Origin of the sequence: Micromonospora sp. LHW51205 (assembly GCF_003315815.1) — a bacterium.
In the GTDB taxonomy this organism is placed as follows: Bacteria; Actinomycetota; Actinomycetes; order Mycobacteriales; family Micromonosporaceae; genus Micromonospora; species Micromonospora chalcea.
In genome coordinates this window covers 814,760-831,401 of the sequence record NZ_QMEZ01000001.1, presented here as the reverse complement: position 1 = coordinate 831,401, position 16,642 = coordinate 814,760, and the positions used below count along the sequence as shown (strand labels likewise).

The window sequence follows — 16,642 nt, the reverse complement described above, 5'->3', positions numbered from 1 at the left end:
GCGAGCGCTCCGGGGGAGGGGTGTGACGATGCAGCAGCGCCGCACACCGGGTGGCCAGCGGCCCGCCCGTCGGCCGGGTCAGCCCGGCCGGACGGGCGGCGCCCGGGTCCGGTCCACGGCCCGCGACAACGGCGTCCGCGCGGAGACGCGCGCCGCCGGCCGGTCACCCGGCGCGTCCCGGGCCAGCGACGGCGTACGCTCCGCGAGCCGCCCCGCCGCGGCCCGGCGTACCGCTGCCGGTGGTCCGGTCAAGCGGCTCACCGCACCCCAACCCCGGCGCTTCACCGGGCGCGCCACAGTGCTGTTCGCGGTGCTGATCGCGCTCGCGCTGGCATACACCTATCCGGTCCGGGTCTACCTGGACCAGCAGGCGGACATCGAGCGGATGGAGGCCGCGCAGGCCGCCCAGCGGGCCGAGATCGAGCGGCTCACCGCCGAGGCGGCCAAGTGGAAGGACCCGGAGTACGTCAAGACGCAGGCCCGGGAGCGGTTCTTCATGGGCAAGCCGGGCGAGACGCTGCTGGTGGTGCTCTCCGACCCGGAGGGCGCGGCCAAGGACGCCGGCAAGGACGCGAAGCCGGGGGCGCCGACCGCGCCGGAGCCCTGGTACGACACCCTGTGGTCGAGCGTGCGGGCGGCGAACGCCGAGCGCCAGGACAAGTGAGCTTTGATTCGAGAGGCACAACCTTGAGCGTCGTACCACCGCAGGAGCCGGCGGCGGACTCCGTACCCCCGCCGGAACGCCAGCCGGCCACCGAGGCCGACCTGGCCGCGGTGGCCGCGCAGCTCGGACGCCCGCCGCGCGGCACCCGTGCGGTGGCCCACAGGTGCCCGTGCGGCCTGCCCGACGTGGTGGAGACGACGCCCCGGCTGGCCGACGGCACGCCGTTCCCGACGCTGTTCTACCTGACCTGCCCGCGTGCCACGGCGGCGTGCAGCCGGCTGGAGTCGGCCGGGCTGATGAAGGAGATGGCCGAGCGGCTCGCCGAGGATCCGGAGCTGGCCGCGCGCTACCGGGCGGCGCACGAGGACTACCTGACCCGCCGGGAGGCGATCGGCGAGGTGCCGGAGATCGCCGGCATCTCGGCCGGTGGCATGCCGGGGCGGGTGAAGTGCCTGCACGTGCACCTGGGGCACGCGCTCGCCGCCGGGCCGGGGGTCAACCCGTTCGGCGACGAGACGCTGGCGCTGGTGGAGAAGTGGTGGGCCGCCGGCCCCTGCGTGGACGTGCCGGCGGAGTGAGATGAGCGCCGACCAGATCACTGTGCGCCGGGCCCGCACCGCCGACGTGCGCGGCATCCGGCGGCTGGTGGACACCTACACCGACGACCGGCGGCTGCTCAGCAAGGCGACTGTGACGCTGTATGAGGACGTGCAGGAGTTCCGGGTCGCGGTGACGCCGGACGGCACTGTGGTCGGGTGCGGCGCGCTGCACGTGATGTGGGAGGACCTGGCCGAGATCCGGACGGTGGCGGTCGACCCGTCCTGCCGGGGCCACAAGATCGGGCACCGGATCGTCGGTGAGCTGATCGACTCGGCGCGCGACCTGGGCATCGCCCGGATCTTCGTGCTCACGTTCGAGACCGGCTTCTTCGGCTCGTTCGGCTTCCGCGAGATCGACGGCGCGCCCGTGCCGCAGCCGGTCTACGAGCAGCTCCTGCGCTCGTACGACGAGGGTGTCGCGGAGTTCCTGGACCTGGAACGGGTCAAGCCCAACACCCTGGGCAACTCCCGCATGCTGTTGCGCCTCTGAGCTGCCCCGGGCGGGCTGCCGTAGGGTGGGCGCCGTGAGTGCGCGTGTGGCAGCCATCGACTGCGGGACCAACTCGATCCGACTGCTGATCGCCGACCTGCCCGACCCCTCGGCCGGGGAAACGGCGCCGCTCGTGGACGTCAGCCGGCGGATGGAGATCGTGCGGCTGGGGCAGGGCGTCGACCAGACCGGCATGCTCGCCCCGGAGGCCATCGAGCGGACCCGGGTGGCGCTCGCCGACTACGCGGCCGAGATCGAGAAGTCCGGTGCCGACCGGGTCCGCATGTGCGCCACCTCGGCCTCCCGGGACGCCTCCAACGCCGCCGACTTCCGGACGATGGTCGAGCGCACGCTCGGCGTACCGCCCGAGGTCGTGACCGGCGACGAGGAGGCACGCCTGTCGTTCACCGGCGCGGTGCGCGGCCTGCCCGCCGACGCCGAACCGCCGTACCTGGTGGTCGACATCGGCGGCGGCTCGACCGAGTTCGTCGTCGGCACCCGCGCCGACGGCGTCCGGGGCGCGATCTCGGTGGACATCGGCTGCGTCCGGATGACCGAGCGCCACCTGCACGGCGACCCGCCGACCGCGGCGCAGATCGCCGCCGCCGAGGCCGACATCGCCGCCGCCGTCGACCGCGCGCTCGCCGCCGTGCCCGGCCGCGAGGCCGCCACGCTGGTCGGGCTGGCCGGTTCGGTCACCACCGTGGTCGCGCTGGCGCAAGGGCTCCAGGAGTACGACCCGAGCCGCATCCACCACGCCCGCGTCTCGTACGAGCAGGTGGCCGAGGTGACCGCCGACCTGCTGGGCAAGAGCAGTGAGCAGCGGCTGGCGTACCCGGTGATGCACCCGGGGCGGGCCGACGTGATCGGCGCGGGCGCGCTGGTGCTGCGAGTGATCATGGAGCGGGCCGGGATGCCGTCGGTGGTCGCCTCCGAGCACGACATCCTCGACGGCATCTGCTACAGCATGCTGTAGCAGCCACCAGTCTCGAAAGCGTGGTGCACGCGTCGAACCAACGCGGGCAGCGGGCTCAAACTGTGGCGGTTCCTTCCTGGCGTAGCTGCGTCGATCCCTGCGCCGTCCTGGTGCTCCTTGACCAGTCAGGACGGACATTTAGGGAAGTTGATGGTCTGCACTTCGGGCTTCCGGCCTCGCCCAGATCGACTGACGCGAAGGGAGGGGCGGTACCGGCCGCCCCTCCCTCGCGGGCTTACCGGACGATGACGGCGAGCAACCCTGTTAGGGCCGCTAGCACCGCTGCTACCCCGGTCAGCACCCCCGGTGCTGTCTTAAGGTAGTCCAGGATCACGGTGTGTCGGTCCCGGACTTTCTTGTCCGAACCGTTGGGACTTGCTACCGTCGCCAATTGACGACACCCCCTTGTGTAGCCGCACTTAGAGGGAGTCACCAGCAGCGCCCGGGATTGCCCCCCGGGCGTTGCTAGCTCCGGGTACTTACACCCGTGTAACTCCGTGTGGTCGTCATCAAGTTCAGCCGGGCCACAACTACCCGTCAAGTTGGGCGCGCCCGCTCGGCGTGTCGTCAGAGCCCTCTCTGGCACCGCCGACGGCCGTGAATGTCGGCAATAGTCTGTTGTGGACGCCAACAGAACAAGCGATCAAACCGAACGGGCGAGGTTAAGAATCAGCCGTTCGCCAGAGTGCCAGAAGTCCCCGCAGTAGCCTCTGGTGCTCTTGCCGCCGCTTCTGGGGCGGTGATCAAGGAGTTCGTGTCTATGCGGGTCGACTACGGGTACGCCAACTCCTTGGTCAACAAGAAGGGGCGGGCGGCGTCAGTCCGTCGCCAGGTCGGGGCGGTGTTCCCTGATCCACTTCTCGACGTCGGACTTCCGCCAGATCTGGCCCATCCGGAGCACCTGGTAGGGCGCGGGGAAGTCACGTCGCGAAGCGACAACTGACGCACGGGCACGCGAGACGCCGCCGAGCATGTCTCGGATCTCAGCGATTCCCACGAACTCGACCACCCCTTGACGGTAGGTAGCTGCGATTGCCTGACGATCGCTAACAGCGATAGGGGTTGACGATCGCCAACGATGCGAGCACGATCGGGGGATGAGCATGGGGAACTGTTCTCCCGTACCCGATCGCGGTCGCCGGGTCGTGCGGCCGCACGTCCCGATGCGGCCGTTGTGGTTGTGCCGGGTGTGCGCGGCCCCCTGGCCGTGCCAGCCGGCCCGCCTGTTGCTGCTGCTCGACTACCGGCGCGACCGCGTCGCCCTGTCGATCCACATGGCCGGCTGCCTGTTCGACGCCACCGCCGACCTGCTGCGCACCAACCCGAACCCGGCCGACCTGTTCGACCGTTTCATCGGATGGACCGCCCGCCTGTAGGTGCTGTGTCGTTGACGGTAGTGCGTATTGCGCATTACTGTGCGGAGCGTGGATACCACGCAGCTCCTCAAGGGCGTGCTCGACCTCGCGGTGCTCGCCGTGCTCAAGGACGAGGACGGGTACGGCTACGACATCCTGCGGCGGCTACGCGAGGCCGGTCTCACCGAGGTCGGCGACGCCTCGGTCTACGGCACGCTGCGCCGGCTGTTCGCGGCCGGTCTGCTCACCACGTACGTGGTGCCGAGCGAGTCCGGGCCGCACCGCAAGTACTACTCGCTCAACGCCGCCGGGCGTGACCAGCTCACCCGCTCCGGCAAGACCTGGCGCTCGTTCGCCACCACCATGGACGCGCTGCTCGACGATCGGGGGATGGCGGCATGACCGTCATGGGGCAGGAGATCACGGACTACGTCGACCGGGTGCGGGCCGCGCTCGCCGACCTGCCGCCGGAGGTCCGCGACGAGTTGACCGAGGAACTGCCGGAACACCTCGCCGAGGTCGCCGCCGAGGGCGAGGGCACGCTGGTCGACCGGCTGGGCACCCCCGAGGCGTACGCCGCCGAGCTGCGCGCCGTCGCCGGTGCCCAGCCGAGCCGGCGGCCGGCGCGTTTCCACCGCCTCGCCGAGGCCCGGCGGGAGGCGGCTACCCAGCTGCGTCTGCTCGACCGCCAGCTCGGCCCGGTGCTCGGGCACGAGACGGTGAGCGACTTCCTGCGCCCGCTGCGCCCGGCCTGGTGGCTGGTGCGCGGATGGCTGGCCGCGCTGATCGTGGCGTGGATGGTGGACGGCCGGTCCGGCCTGGTGCCCCGGCTGGACGGCAACAGCTCGACGGGGCTGTTGCTGCTCATCGGCGCGATCGTCGCGTCCATGTGGTGGGGTCGCCGATCCGCCGGGATCACCGGGTGGCGGCGCCAACTGCACCAGATCGCCACCGCCGCGCTGCTGCTGTTCTCCTTCGCCGTGCTGGCCCAGGTGGACGAGCGCGCCGACACCGACAGCTACGGCAGTTACGAGCAGACGTCGGTGGACCACAGGTACGACCGGATCGAGGACGTCTTCGTCTACGACCAGCAGGGGCGGCTGATTCGCGACGCGCGGCTCTTCGACCAGAACGGCGTGCCGATCCGGCTCGGCTGGCCGAGCTGCATGGCTGACGCCGGCGCGGTGCCGGAGATGCGTAACACCTACCCGTACTGCCCGGAGCTGGCCCCGTTCGGTCCGCCGGCCTCGCCGTCGATCGCTCCGCCCGCACTCGCGCCCACCGGCAGTGCCACCCCCACCGGCAATGCCACGCCCACCACCAGCGCTTCCCCGGAACCCACGTCAACTCCCTGAGCGCGCTCGATACCGCGAGATCTTGGAAGGAAACGGCCCCCATGAGGGCCCTAATCTTCCAAGATCTCGCGCGGAGCGCTGTCAGGCGATGGCGGCGATGTCGCCGTCGTCGAAGTAGATCGCCTGATGGAGTCGGCCACCCAGGGCGGCGGCGAACCGGGCCACCACGTCCTGACCGGAGATCTTTCCCTGTTCGATCTGGGAGATCCGTCCCTTGGTGACGCCCATCCGGTCAGCCACCTGCTGTTGGGTCAGCCCTCGCGCTCGGCGTACTTCCGCGAGCCGGTGACCAATGACCTCGGCGAGGAGTTGCTGCTTGCCCGCGTCGACCGCCTCTTCGCCTCCGGCCCGGGCGACGTGGTCGGCGCGGATGTCCTGCCATCGGGAGTAGTCGCTCATGCCTTCCCCTCCTCTCGTGCCCGATCCTTGAGGTAGAGCTCGTAGCGGTGCTCGGCGACCGGTATCGCCTCCTGGTACCACGTCTTCCACCGGCCGGACTTGTCGCCGGCAACCAACAGGATGCTGGAGCGCCACGGGTCGAACGCGAAGAGAATACGCACGCTGCCGGGTCGGAGTTCCTTCAAGTTCGCGACGGACGAGCCGTGGATGGTGTCGACGAGGGGCCGACCGAGTCCCGGTCCGTGCTCTGCCAGGAGGTCGATCGCCTGCACCACCCGCGCGTGGGTGGGCGCGTCCAGTGCATCGATCCACTGCCGCACCTCATCGACCAGGTAGACGTCCCAGTCTCCAGCCCTCACGCGATCAGTTTAGCAATCGCTATACCTATGCGTATGCCTGTGGGGTGGTTCAACAGGAGGTGAATGCCACTGTTGTTCTGTCTTCCCCGGGCCGCTGACCGCGTGGCACGCTACCGGCACGTAACAGCCAACTGTGCGACCAGCCAACGTTGACTGACCGCAAGGAGGACGGGCCCATGGGCGAGATGGTGAGCTTCACCGGCAACGGGGGGACGAGCGAGGGGTATCTCGCGATACCCTCCGGCGGTGTGGCCAGCCCGGCGGTCATCGTCATCCAGGACTGGTGGGGTCTCGTACCCCACGTACGGGCCGTGGTCGACCGCTTCGCGGAGGCCGGCTTCGTCGCGCTCGCGCCCGACTTCCGGCACGGCGGACCGGCCGTGAAGCCGACCGAGCCGCGGCTGATGCTCAACAGCTCCCAGATGGACGAGGCGGCGAGCGACATCGCCGCTGCCGCCGAATACCTGGCGAGCCGGCCCGAGGTCGCCGGCAAGGTGGGCTGCGCCGGGTTCTGCGCGGGCGCCAGCCTGGCCCTGTGGTCCGGCACGTTCTCCGAGCGCATCGTGGCCACCGCCGGGTTCTACCCGCGCCTGCCCTGGGAGGGCATGGCCGTGGGAGCGGCGGACGAAGGCGGCTGGGCCGGCTACGCCGGGAAGGCCGCGCTCATCCACTGCTCCGAGGCGGACGGCCTCTCCGCCGCCGACGGGGTGCAGAGCGTCCGCCGGTCCATCGAGTCGGCCGGTGGCACCTGCCAGACGTTCGACTACCCGGGCACCGCACACGCGTTCTTCAACGAGGACCGGCCGGAGCACTTCGACCAGCGGGCCGCCGCCACCGCCTGGGCCCGCACGCTGGAACTGTTCCGGGCGAAGCTTGGCTGAGTCGCGTACCCCGCAGGACGTGGTCGCCCGCGCCGCGCGGGCGGCCGACCTGGCCGACCTCGACGGCGCGGTCAGCGACTGCTTCGCCTGCCCGCGCCTGGTGGCGTGGCGGGAGGAGGTGGCGCGGGTCAAGCGCGCCGCGTTCCGCGACCAGGACTACTGGGGACGGCCGGTGCCCGGCCTCGGCCCGCCGGACGCGCGCATCGCCATTCTCGGTCTGGCGCCGGCCGCGCACGGCGGCAACCGCACCGGCCGGATCTTCACCGGGGACCGGTCCGGTGACGTGCTGTTCGCCGCGTTGCACCGGGCCGGGCTGGCCAACCAGCCGACGAGCGTCTCCGCCGACGACGGCCTGACGCTGCGCGAGACCCGCATCTTCGCCGCCGTGCGGTGCGCGCCGCCGGACAACAAGCCCACCCCGGCCGAGCGGGACACCTGCGCGCCGTGGCTGCACCGCGAGGTAGAACTGATCCGGCCCACGCTGCGCGTCGTGGTCGCGCTGGGCGCGTTCGCGTGGGCCGCGTGGTGGCCGGTGCTACGCCAGGTGTACGGGCAGCGGCCGCCCACGCCGCGACCGGCGTTCGGCCATGGGGCACACTGGTCCGGCGAGTCCGTGCCGGACCTGCTGGGCTGCTATCACGTCAGCCAGCAGAACACGTTCACCGGCCGGCTCACACCGGCGATGCTGGACGACGTGTTCACCCGGGCGAAGGACCTGGCCGGGGTGGACTGAGGAACACCTGAGGCGGTGGGATGGATTTCGGCGTACTGCGCAGGTGGTGGCCGGTCGCCGCGGTGACGGTGCTGCTCGCGCTCGCCGCGTTCGCCGCCGGTCACTCCGCCATCGGGGCCAGCCGGATCCCGCCGGCCGCCGACACCATCCCGTACGTGCCGGAGTACCCGTCGCCGGAGGCGGTGCCGTCGTACCCGGTGGAACCCCGCGACGTGGGTGAGTCCACGTCGGGCGGTGTGCCCGACTGGCTGGCCACCGCCGCCGTGGCGTTGCTGTTCGCGGTGGTGCTGGGCGCCATCGGGTACGTCCTGTGGAACGTGCTCCGGGGCGCGCTGCGGCGGACGACCCGGGCGGTGCCGGTGCGGCGCTCTCGGCGTACCGCCGAGGGGACCGCGCGTGAGGTGGTGGCCGCGCTCGACGCCGGGCTCGTCGAACTGGACGACCGCTCCACCGACCCGCGTACCGCTGTGATCGCGTGCTGGGTGCGCCTGGAGGAGGCCGCCGAGGACGCGGGCGTGCCCCGGCACACCGGCGACACCCCGACCGACCTGGTGGCCCGGCTGCTGCGCGGCGACCCGGAGGCCGGCATCCCGGCGATCGCCAGCGCCGACGTGCTCGACGGGTTCGCGCACGTCTACCGGGAGGCCCGGTACGCCACGCACCCGGTCGACGAGCACACCCGGGACCAGGCCCGCGCCGCGCTACGCCGGCTGCGCGGCGAGCTGACCAGCCTGGCGGGGGAGGCGTCGTGAGCACCAGCATCGACGACCTGCTGTCGTTCGGCGAGGAGCCCGCCGGGGAGGACGTACGCCCCTCGGGCGGTGGCCGGGCACGCCTGCTGCTGCGTACCGCCGCGGTCACCGCCGCCGTCGTGGTGGTGGTCGTGGTCGGGCTGCGCGCGGTCGGCCTGAAGGTGCCGATCTGGATCATCGTGGCCGGGGTGCTCGCCGTGCTCGCCGTACGCCGGGTCACCGCCGCGCTGTCGCCCCCGCCGCCGCCCCGCGCCGGCGCCCGGACGCCCGCCGGTGAGGAGCCCGGCACCTGGAACTGGTCCGCCCGGGACGCGCTGCGCACCGCGATCAACGGCTGGGAGCGCCCGCTGGACTGGTCCGGCGACAACCGGGAGCGGTTCACCGAACGCATCCTGCCGCGCCTCGGCGAGCTGGCCGACGAGCGGCTGCGCCAGCGCCACGGCGTCACCCGCGAGTCCGATCCGGCCCGCGCCCGCGCCCTGCTCGGCGAGCCACTGTGGACGTTCCTCACCACCCCCGCCCGCCGCCCTCCGTCGCCGCGCGACCTCGCGGCGATCGTCGCCGAACTGGAGAAGATCTGATGAACGACGTGGACCGGAGCATGGCCCCCGCCGAGGTGGGCCGGCTCGCCCGGGCCGTCCTGGAGGCGGTCGGCACCGTCGTGGTCGGCAAGCGGGACGCGCTGGAGCTGGTGCTGGCCGGCATCCTCGCCGGTGGTCACGTGCTGCTGGAGGACCTGCCCGGCCTGGGCAAGACGCTCACCGCGCGCTGTTTCGCGCAGGCGCTCGGGCTGGACTTCCGGCGGCTCCAGTTCACGCCGGACCTGCTGCCCGCCGACGTGACCGGCTCGTTCCTCTACGACCAGAGCAGCGGCGACTTCGCGTTCCGGGCCGGGCCGGTGTTCACCAACCTGCTGCTCGCCGACGAGATCAACCGGACGCCGCCGAAGACGCAGTCGGCGCTGCTGGAGGCGATGCAGGAGAAGCAGGTGTCGGTGGAGGGCGTGACCTACCGCCTGGACGAGCCGTTCCACGTGCTGGCCACCGCCAACCCCATCGAGTACGAGGGCACGTACCCGCTGCCGGAGGCGCAGCTCGACCGGTTCCTGCTGCGGGTGTCGTTCGGCTACCCCAGCCACGACGAGGAGTGGGACGTGCTGCGCCGCCGGATCGCCCGCCGCCGCGAGGAGGCGGAGATCAAGCCGGTGGTGGACGCCGCGACGCTGCGCGCCATGCAGGCGGCGCTGGAGGACGTGGTGGTCGAGGACTCGGTCGGCCGGTACATCGTGGCGCTCACCGCCGCCACCCGGGAGCACCCGTCGGTGCTCGTCGGCGCGTCCCCGCGCGGCTCGCTGGCCCTGCTGCTGCTGTCCCGGGTCCGGGCGGTGCTCGCCAACCGCGACTACGTGGTGCCGGAGGACGTCAAGGCGGTGGCGGCGCCCGCGCTGGCGCACCGGATCACGCTGCGGCCGGAGATGTGGCTGCGCCGGGTGGACCCGGCGTTCGTGGTCGGCGAGGTGCTGGAGTCCACGCCCGCCCCGGCCAGCGGCGCGCTGCCCAGCTACGCCGCCGGGCGCTGATGGATCGGGCCGAGGCGGCGAGCGGCTGGGCGCCCACCTGGGCGCTCGGCCGGGCCGTGCTGCTCACCGGCGTGCTGCTCGTCGCGGCGGTCCTGCTCGGCCGCATCGACCTGGTGGTGCTCGCCACGCCGTTTGCGCTGGGCACCGCGTACGCGCTGCGCCGCCGCCCCGCGGGCCTGCCGGAACTGGAGCTGGGCGTCGGGGACACCCACCTGGTCGAGGGCTCCCCGCTGGCCGCGACCGTCGCGGTGGCCAACCCGGACCTGGTCGGGTACGACCTCGCGGTGGTGCGGACGCGGATGTCGCGCTGGCTGCGCGTGGAGCAGGTCGGCTTCGGCGGCACCGGGCTGGACGTGAGCCGCTCCGGCGGGGCGGACCGCCCGTTCGTCACCTCCGTACCCCGGGGCAGCGCCGTCGACCTGGAGCTGACCGGCACGGCGCTGCGGTGGGGGCGGCACCCGATCGGCCCGGCCGGGGTGCGGGTCGCCGTCGCCGACGGGCTGCTGGTCTCCCGCGCGGTGATCACCGACCCGATCCGGGCCCGGGTCTACCCGCGTACCGAGCCGTTCGACGCGGTCGAGGCGATGCCCCGGGCCGCCGGGCTGGTCGGCGCGCACCGATCGCGGCGGCCGGGGGAGGGCGGCGAACTGGCCGGGGTACGCGTGTTCGCGCCCGGCGACCGGCTGCGCCGCATCGACTGGCGGGTGTCGCTGCGGGCCCGCCAACTGCACGTGGCGGCGACGCTCTCGGACCGGGACGCCGAGGTGGTGGTGCTGCTGGACGTGCTCGCCGAGGCGGGCCGCTCCGGTGGCGTGAACGGCCCGGCGTCGGTGCTGGACACCACGGTTCGGGCCGCCGCCGCTATCGCCGAGCACTACCTGCACCGCGGTGACCGGGTGTCGATGCTGGAGTACGGCCCGGCCGCGCGCCGGCTGCGTCCGGCCACCGGGCGGCGGCAGTACCTGACCGTGCTGGAGTGGCTGCTCGACGTGCACGCCGAGTCGTCCCCGCACGAGCCGTACGACCAGGTCTTCGGCCCGCAACTGCTCTCCTCGGACGCGCTCGTGGTGGTGCTCACCCCGCTGCTGGACGAGCGGTCCGCGCAGATGCTGGCCCGGCTGGCCCGCGGCGGCCGGTTCGTGGTGGCGGTGGACACGCTGCCGGCCGAACTGCCGGTGCCGAAGGAGCGGGGCTGGGCCGAGGTGGCGTACCGGCTGTGGCGGCTGGACCGGGACACGATGATCGGCCAGCTCCGCGAGCACGGCGTGCCGGTGGTGCGCTGGGCCGGCGCGGGCAGCCTGGACGAGGTGCTCCGCGACGTGGCCCGGCTGGCGACCGCCCCGAAGGCAGGACTCAGATGACGGATGCCCTGGTCGAGCGGGTACGGGCACTGCGGTACGCGGCCGCCCGGGTCAGCCCGCTGCCGCTGCTGGTACGCGGCGGCATCTTCCTCACCGTGCTGGCCGGTTTCCTGCTCGCGTACCCGGTGCAGGCCCTCACCGCGCGCTCGCTGCTGGCCCTGGCGGTGGCCGCGGTGCTGCCGGCGTTCGGACCGCGCCGGATCTGGCCGACGTTCGCCGCGCTGGTGACGGTCGGCGGTTGGCTGCTGGCCACGCTCGGCTTCGACCGGCCGCCGGCGCTGTGGCGGCTGCTCGCCGTGGCGACGCTGCTCTATCTGGCGCACTCGCTCTGCGCGCTCGCCGCGTTGCTGCCCTACGACGGGCTGATCGACCCGGACGTGGTGTTCCGGTGGTTGAGCCGGGCGGGCGGGGTGGTGCTCGCCAGCGCTGTGCTCGGCGTGGTGCTGGCGTGGCTGGGTGGCGTCGGCGGGACGGACGGCTCGCAGGCGGCGACAGTGGTGGGGCTGCTGGTGGCGGTGGGGCTGAGCGCGCTGCTGGGCTGGTTGCTGCGTCGCAAGTGACGCAGCGTTCCGGTGACGTTGCGCAGGTCACATGGGTTGTGCTCCGTCACAGAAGGGGGTCTCGCGCGGGATTACCGGGGGCCGCCGGGGAAAGATAGATGACGTGAACCCGAAGCGGATCCTTGTCGTGGGTGCCGGTCACGTGGGCCTGTACGCCGCTCTGCGCCTGTCCAAGAAGCTGAGCAGGCGTGAGGCCGAGGTCATCGTCGTCGACCCGCAGCCGCACATGACGTACCAGCCGTTCCTCCCGGAGGCATCGGCGGGCAACATCTCCCCGCGGCACGCCGTCGTGCCGCTGCGGCGGGAGTTGCGCAAGTGCACCGTGGTGGCGGGCACCGTCACCCGGATCGACCACGACCGCATGACCGCAGTGGTGCAGCCGATCAGCGGCCCGGCCCGGGAGATCCAGTACGACCACGTGGTGGTCGCGCCCGGCTCGGTCTCCCGCACCCTGCCGATTCCCGGCCTGCACGAGCACGGCATCGGGTTCAAGACCATCGGTGAGGCCATCTACCTGCGCAACCACGTGCTGGACCGGCTCGACGTGGCGGCTTCCACCACCGACCCGGCGGTACGCAGCCGCGCGCTGACGTTCACCTTCGTCGGTGGCGGCTACGCCGGCATCGAGGCGCTCGCCGAGATGGAGGACATGGCCCGCGACGCGCTGCGCTACTACCCGGAGCTGAAGCCGGAGGAGATGCGCTGGGTGCTGGTCGAGGCGACCCAGCGGGTGCTGCCCGAGGTCGACCGGGACATGGGCGCCTACACGGTGCAGCAGCTGATGAAGCGGGACATGGACATCCGCCTGGACACGCGGCTGGAGTCCTGCGTCGACGGTGTGGTGAAGCTCTCCGACGGCGACAGCTTCCCGTCCGACACCATCGTCTGGACCGCCGGTGTGAAGCCGTCGCCGATGCTCGACGCCACGGACTTCCCGCGCGACGAGCGCCGCCGGGTCACTTGCCGGCCGACGCTGCAGATCGTGGACGGCGACCGGGTGGTCGAGGGCGCGTGGAGCGCCGGCGACTGCGCCGCCGTGCCGGACCTGACCAAGGAGCCGGGCAACTTCTGCTCGCCGAGCGCCCAGCACGCGGTGCGGCAGGCGGCGCGGATGGCCGACAACATCGCCAACGTGATCCGCGGGCGCGAGCCGGTCGACTACAAGCACAAGCACGCCGGCAGCGTGGCCAGCCTCGGCCTGCACAAGGGTGTGGCGCAGGTCTACGGCATCAAGATGACCGGCTGGCCGGCCTGGTTCATGCACCGGACGTACCACATGTCGCGGATCCCCTCGTTCAACCGCAAGGTGCGCGTGGTGGTCGACTGGACGCTGGCGTTCTTCCTCAAGCGTGAGGTGGTGGCGCTGGGTCAGCTGCACGACCCGCGTGAGGAGTTCGCCGAGGCGTCCGCCCCGCCGGTCGCCGCGCGCGTCTGACGCCTGCCGGACGAAAGGCCCTTCCCGTACGCGGGAGGGGCCTTCGCCGTGTCCGGGATCAGAAGCGCCAGGTCCAGGCGTCGGCGAGCCGCGTACCCGGCCGCCCGAACAACTGCTCCAGGGTGCGGCGCAGCATGTCCGCGTGCGGCGCGTCGTCGGTCACCGCGACGCAGGACGCGCGCCAGAACTCGACGTCCCGGGCGGCCTGGCGGCGCTGCCGGTCACCGACCGCCGGCGCCACGCCCCGGCGGGCCACGTCGGCGAGCAGGGCCGAGGTGGGGCGTTGCCAGGTGCCCATGGTGGCCGAGCCGCCCCGCCCGTACGGGCCGATGAAGAAGCCCTCCGGCATGGCGAAGCCGACGCCGGTGGCGGTGGCCCAGCGCATCGGCCAGGGGGTCTGCGGAGTGGCGGTGGGCACCGGCACCAGCACCCCACCGGGGCGTACGCATTGCCGCCAGTGGCCGCCGGTGACGAACTCGGGCAGCGGCGGCCGGTCCATCGTGGGCAGCGGCGTCGGCAGGACGCTGAGCACCGCCGCGCCGACCGCGATCGGGACGCCCCGGCGGGCCCGGCCGGATTCGCCGAGCGCCCGGTGCACGGCGAGCGTGAGCACGGTACCGACCAGCGGCAGCACCGCCAGCGCGAAGCGCATCGGCAGCGCGCCGTCCACCACCGGCAGCCCGGCCAGCAGCCGGTACGGGCCGGGGAGCCCGGTCCGTTCGCCGCCGACCACGACCTCGGGGCCGAGCGCGAGCGCGGCCGTCACCAGCGCGCCTGCCACCAGCGCCACCACCAGCGGCCGCCGGCCCAGCCAGGCCGCGCAGCCGACCGCGACCAGCAGCAGCGGCCAGCCGAGGAACGTGGTGAACTCGGCCGGACCGGTGGTCAGCCGGACCGCCTCCGGGCTGCCGAACACGGTCAGCGCGGAGAGGCGGGTCCAGCCGGCCAGGTCGGCGGAGAAGTAGGCGGGCGGGAACATCCCGTCGGCGACGCCCTGCGGACCGGCGAACTGCACCCAGAGCGGGTACGCCAGCACGAGCAGCGCCAGCCCGGCCGCGCCCAGCAGCCCGCGGGCGAAGCCGGGACCGGCCCGGCGCAGCAGTTCCCGGTCGGCCAGCCCGTACGCGAGCGTCATCACCGCCAGTGTGAGCGCGGTGAGGAAGAGCACCTCCTCGCCGACGAACACCTGCACGGTGACGACAGCGGCGAGCCCGGCCGCCGACGAGATCATCCGGCGGCGGTCCGGGCCGTCCGGGCGCCCGGCCGGGTCGGCGGCGCGCAGCAGCCGGACGACCAGCCAGACCAGCGCCGGGACCAGCCACTGCGCGGTCATGTGCAGGTGGCCGTTGCTCTGCGAGACCATGCCCGGCCCGAAGCCGCACAGTGACGCGCCCAGCCCGGCCGCGAGCGGGCGGGCCCGTAGGACGCGGGTGAACAGCAGGTACCAGGCCAGCGCGGTACCGGCCAGGTTGAGCGCGACCAGCAGCGCGAACGTGACCGGCGCGCCGAACGCCAGCGTGACCGGGGCGAGCAGCACGCCGAGCGCGACGACCGAGGTGTTCGCCATCAGGTTGACCCCGTCCGGCGCGTTCAGGCGGTCGCTGACCAGGCTCAGCTCGCCGCGCAGGGCACGCGCGTCGAGCGCCAGGAACCACTCGTACAGCGTCTGGTCGGCCGGGTTGAGCGCGAGTACCCGCGTGCCCGGCGCCGGCCAGAGGCCGTGGGTGAGCCAGGCGGCGAACGCGGCGAACGCCAGCCCCACGAGCAGGTCGGCGCGGCGCCGCCGGACGGCGGCCGTCATCCGCCGCGTGACCGTCGCCGGGCGGGCCGCCCGGACCTGGTCGGGCCCGGAGGCCGTGCGGGCGGCGCTGGTCACGGCCTCGACCATAACGGCCGCAGCCGTCGGGGTACGCCGGGTCGCGGCCGAGCCGCTACGGTGAGATCTGCACCGCGCGTGTCGGCGCGCCGGTGTCACCCGCCCGGGTGGTGGAACGGCAGACACGGCCGCCTTAAAAGCGGCTGCCGCAAGGCGTGCGGGTTCGACCCCCGCCCCGGGCACACGAACTCTCAGGTTTCCCACAGCTAGCCGTCGCACGCGCGATTGCGGCCACGTCTACCCTGGAGTAGCACGTCTACGTGCGATCGACCCCCTGAGGGAGGCCTGAGAAGTGAAGACCTCGAACCCGGTGCTCGCCCGGCTCGGCCAGGCGGCAGAGCGTGAGCGGGCGGCCGGGTACGCCCAGCCCGGGCCTTACGGTCAGCCCGGATACCCCCAGCAGCAGTACCCGCAGCAGCCCTACGCCCAGCCCTACCCGGGCGGCTACGGCCAGCCGGTGGCACCGCCCACCGTGACCCCGATGACGCTCGACGACGTGGTCGTCAAGACGGTCCTCATGCTCGCCATCCTCGGCGCCTCGGCCGCTGCGGCCTGGGTGCTCGTGCCGGACTCGCTCGTCGGCGTGGCGTGGATCGGCGCCGCGGTGGTCGGCCTGGTGCTGGGTCTGATCATCTCGTTCTCCCGGATGGCCAACCCGGCGCTCGTGGTGGCGTACTCGATCATCGAGGGCGTCTTCGTCGGCATGGTCAGCAAGGCGTTCGAGGCGCGGTACGACGGGATCGTGCTCCAAGCCGTGGTGGCGACCTTCGGCGTCTTCTTCCTCATGGCGATGATCTACAAGGCGCGGATCATCCGGGCTACCCCGAAGTTCGCCCGCATCCTGGTCTCGATCATGGCAGGCCTCTTCGCGGTCATGCTGATCAATTTCGTGTTGTCCCTGGCCGGCGTGAACACCGGCTTGCGGGATGGCAGCAAGTTGGCCATCGGCTTCAGCCTGGTCTGCATCGTGGTGGCGTCGCTGAGCTTCGTGCTCAACTTCGCCGACATCGAGGAGGGGGTCCGGATGGGACTCCCGCAGCGCTACTCGTGGACGGCCGCCTTCGGCATCGTGGTCGGCCTGGTCTGGCTCTACATCGAGATCCTGCGGCTGCTCAGCTACTTCCAGGGCGACGACTGACGTCGCCGAACCAAACCCAAGAAGTGCCTCTGAGGCGGAACGACGTCGACCACGACGGATTCACGTTCCAGCCCAGAGGCACTTCCATGTTCGCTACCTGCCGCCCCACCGGCGAACGGGCGGCCGGCGC

Annotated in this window: 20 protein-coding genes and 1 tRNA gene; 17 read left to right on the top strand and 4 right to left on the bottom strand. The window is 72.6% G+C overall.

All coding sequences use genetic code 11. From position 1 onward, the window contains the following. Nucleotides 1-28 precede the first annotated feature (28 nt). Genes DQE82_RS03835 through DQE82_RS03820 form a run of 4 tightly spaced genes read left to right on the top strand, consistent with a single transcriptional unit; the run spans nt 29 to nt 2,729 of the window. On the top strand, nt 29-664 hold the full coding sequence (locus tag DQE82_RS03835; protein WP_043330639.1) for a septum formation initiator family protein: 636 nt from the start codon (nt 29-31) through the stop codon (nt 662-664). 23 nt (nt 665-687) lie between these two features. Next, the gene (locus tag DQE82_RS03830; protein ID WP_064447681.1) at nt 688-1,242 is read left to right on the top strand and encodes a DUF501 domain-containing protein; all 555 of its coding nucleotides are present in this window, start codon (nt 688-690) and stop codon (nt 1,240-1,242) included. A gap of 1 nt (nt 1,243) precedes the next feature. Then, on the top strand, nt 1,244-1,753 hold the full coding sequence (locus tag DQE82_RS03825; protein WP_043326570.1) for an amino-acid N-acetyltransferase: 510 nt from the start codon (nt 1,244-1,246) through the stop codon (nt 1,751-1,753). Nucleotides 1,754-1,799: 46 nt separating this feature from the next. Continuing rightward, a complete protein-coding gene (locus tag DQE82_RS03820) occupies nt 1,800-2,729 on the top strand; it encodes a Ppx/GppA phosphatase family protein (RefSeq protein WP_113972021.1) in 930 nt (309 codons plus the stop codon). Nucleotides 2,730-3,546: 817 nt separating this feature from the next. Here DQE82_RS03820 and DQE82_RS03815 read toward each other — a convergent pair. Further along, entirely contained in the window at nt 3,547-3,738 is a 192-nt protein-coding gene (locus DQE82_RS03815) for a hypothetical protein (RefSeq protein ID WP_222947856.1), read from the bottom strand. 178 nt (nt 3,739-3,916) lie between these two features. On the opposite strand from DQE82_RS03815, the gene DQE82_RS03810 reads away from it, so the two are divergent. The 3 genes from DQE82_RS03810 to DQE82_RS03800 are packed head-to-tail and all read left to right on the top strand — an operon-like array spanning nt 3,917 to nt 5,439. Next, nucleotides 3,917-4,105, top strand: coding sequence for a hypothetical protein (locus DQE82_RS03810; RefSeq protein ID WP_370446773.1), 189 nt, complete (start codon nt 3,917-3,919; stop codon nt 4,103-4,105). A gap of 48 nt (nt 4,106-4,153) precedes the next feature. Further along, entirely contained in the window at nt 4,154-4,486 is a 333-nt protein-coding gene (locus tag DQE82_RS03805) for a PadR family transcriptional regulator (protein WP_030271259.1), read from the top strand. After that, nucleotides 4,483-5,439 carry a hypothetical protein gene (locus tag DQE82_RS03800; protein ID WP_113972019.1) on the top strand — a complete coding sequence of 319 codons (957 nt, stop codon included), beginning with the start codon at nt 4,483-4,485 and terminating at the stop codon, nt 5,437-5,439. Before DQE82_RS03805 ends, DQE82_RS03800 begins: the two co-directional genes overlap by 4 nt. A gap of 81 nt (nt 5,440-5,520) precedes the next feature. On the opposite strand, the gene DQE82_RS03795 is transcribed toward DQE82_RS03800, so the two are convergent. Both DQE82_RS03795 and DQE82_RS03790 read right to left on the bottom strand, forming a co-directional pair. After that, the gene (locus tag DQE82_RS03795) at nt 5,521-5,838 is read right to left on the bottom strand and encodes a helix-turn-helix domain-containing protein (protein WP_113972018.1); all 318 of its coding nucleotides are present in this window, start codon (nt 5,836-5,838) and stop codon (nt 5,521-5,523) included. Beyond that, nucleotides 5,835-6,197 carry a type II toxin-antitoxin system RelE/ParE family toxin gene (locus DQE82_RS03790; protein ID WP_113972017.1) on the bottom strand — a complete coding sequence of 121 codons (363 nt, stop codon included), beginning with the start codon at nt 6,195-6,197 and terminating at the stop codon, nt 5,835-5,837. Before DQE82_RS03790 ends, DQE82_RS03795 begins: the two co-directional genes overlap by 4 nt. Before the next feature lie 176 nt (nt 6,198-6,373). Between DQE82_RS03790 and DQE82_RS03785 the strand changes: the two genes are divergently transcribed. The 8 genes from DQE82_RS03785 to DQE82_RS03750 all read left to right on the top strand — a co-directional run bounded on the left by DQE82_RS03785 (nt 6,374) and on the right by DQE82_RS03750 (nt 13,498). Continuing rightward, complete coding sequence (locus DQE82_RS03785; RefSeq protein ID WP_043326560.1) at nt 6,374-7,078, top strand: dienelactone hydrolase family protein; 705 nt, start codon at nt 6,374-6,376, stop codon at nt 7,076-7,078. 19 nt (nt 7,079-7,097) lie between these two features. Continuing rightward, nucleotides 7,098-7,811 (top strand): uracil-DNA glycosylase, encoded by a 714-nt coding sequence (locus DQE82_RS03780; protein WP_064447684.1) that lies wholly within the window; start codon nt 7,098-7,100, stop codon nt 7,809-7,811. Nucleotides 7,812-7,831: 20 nt separating this feature from the next. Continuing rightward, nucleotides 7,832-8,563 carry a DUF4129 domain-containing protein gene (locus DQE82_RS03775; RefSeq protein ID WP_043326558.1) on the top strand — a complete coding sequence of 244 codons (732 nt, stop codon included), beginning with the start codon at nt 7,832-7,834 and terminating at the stop codon, nt 8,561-8,563. Then, nucleotides 8,560-9,144: a hypothetical protein gene (locus DQE82_RS03770; RefSeq protein WP_064447685.1), complete on the top strand. Its 585-nt coding sequence runs from the start codon at nt 8,560-8,562 to the stop codon at nt 9,142-9,144. Before DQE82_RS03775 ends, DQE82_RS03770 begins: the two co-directional genes overlap by 4 nt. Next, nucleotides 9,144-10,142, top strand: coding sequence for a MoxR family ATPase (locus DQE82_RS03765; RefSeq protein WP_043326556.1), 999 nt, complete (start codon nt 9,144-9,146; stop codon nt 10,140-10,142). The genes DQE82_RS03770 and DQE82_RS03765 overlap by 1 nt, the downstream gene beginning before the upstream one ends. After that, nucleotides 10,142-11,503, top strand: coding sequence for a DUF58 domain-containing protein (locus tag DQE82_RS03760; RefSeq protein WP_104114265.1), 1,362 nt, complete (start codon nt 10,142-10,144; stop codon nt 11,501-11,503). Before DQE82_RS03765 ends, DQE82_RS03760 begins: the two co-directional genes overlap by 1 nt. After that, nucleotides 11,500-12,063, top strand: a complete 564-nt coding sequence (locus DQE82_RS03755; protein WP_043326554.1) for a hypothetical protein — start codon at nt 11,500-11,502, stop codon at nt 12,061-12,063. The genes DQE82_RS03760 and DQE82_RS03755 overlap by 4 nt, the downstream gene beginning before the upstream one ends. 103 nt (nt 12,064-12,166) lie before the next feature. Next, nucleotides 12,167-13,498: an NAD(P)/FAD-dependent oxidoreductase gene (locus DQE82_RS03750; protein WP_043326553.1), complete on the top strand. Its 1,332-nt coding sequence runs from the start codon at nt 12,167-12,169 to the stop codon at nt 13,496-13,498. Nucleotides 13,499-13,556: 58 nt separating this feature from the next. Here DQE82_RS03750 and DQE82_RS03745 read toward each other — a convergent pair whose 3' ends face one another. Next, nucleotides 13,557-15,386 carry a hypothetical protein gene (locus tag DQE82_RS03745; RefSeq protein WP_113972016.1) on the bottom strand — a complete coding sequence of 610 codons (1,830 nt, stop codon included), beginning with the start codon at nt 15,384-15,386 and terminating at the stop codon, nt 13,557-13,559. An 89-nt stretch (nt 15,387-15,475) separates the two neighbouring features. On the opposite strand from DQE82_RS03745, the gene DQE82_RS03740 reads away from it, so the two are divergent. Together DQE82_RS03740 and DQE82_RS03735 are read left to right on the top strand one after the other, a co-directional pair. Further along, nucleotides 15,476-15,556: transfer RNA gene (locus DQE82_RS03740), tRNA-Leu, on the top strand. A 110-nt stretch (nt 15,557-15,666) separates the two neighbouring features. Further along, nucleotides 15,667-16,512: a Bax inhibitor-1/YccA family protein gene (locus DQE82_RS03735; RefSeq protein WP_043326550.1), complete on the top strand. Its 846-nt coding sequence runs from the start codon at nt 15,667-15,669 to the stop codon at nt 16,510-16,512. Nucleotides 16,513-16,642: the final 130 nt, after the last annotated feature.

Bases quoted from the DNA above. Each gene is read 5' to 3' on its own strand.
- DQE82_RS03835 (WP_043330639.1), top strand. From the start codon at position 29: ATGCAGCAGCGCCGCACACCGGGTGGCCAGCGGCCCGCCCGTCGGCCG.
- DQE82_RS03825 (WP_043326570.1), top strand. From the start codon at position 1,244: ATGAGCGCCGACCAGATCACTGTGCGCCGGGCCCGCACCGCCGACGTG.
- DQE82_RS03800 (WP_113972019.1), top strand. From the start codon at position 4,483: ATGACCGTCATGGGGCAGGAGATCACGGACTACGTCGACCGGGTGCGG.
- DQE82_RS03795 (WP_113972018.1), bottom strand. From the start codon at position 5,838: ATGAGCGACTACTCCCGATGGCAGGACATCCGCGCCGACCACGTCGCC.
- DQE82_RS03785 (WP_043326560.1), top strand. From the start codon at position 6,374: ATGGGCGAGATGGTGAGCTTCACCGGCAACGGGGGGACGAGCGAGGGG.
- DQE82_RS03775 (WP_043326558.1), top strand. From the start codon at position 7,832: ATGGATTTCGGCGTACTGCGCAGGTGGTGGCCGGTCGCCGCGGTGACG.
- DQE82_RS03765 (WP_043326556.1), top strand. From the start codon at position 9,144: ATGAACGACGTGGACCGGAGCATGGCCCCCGCCGAGGTGGGCCGGCTC.
- DQE82_RS03760 (WP_104114265.1), top strand. From the start codon at position 10,142: ATGGATCGGGCCGAGGCGGCGAGCGGCTGGGCGCCCACCTGGGCGCTC.
- DQE82_RS03755 (WP_043326554.1), top strand. From the start codon at position 11,500: ATGACGGATGCCCTGGTCGAGCGGGTACGGGCACTGCGGTACGCGGCC.
- DQE82_RS03745 (WP_113972016.1), bottom strand. From the start codon at position 15,386: ATGGTCGAGGCCGTGACCAGCGCCGCCCGCACGGCCTCCGGGCCCGAC.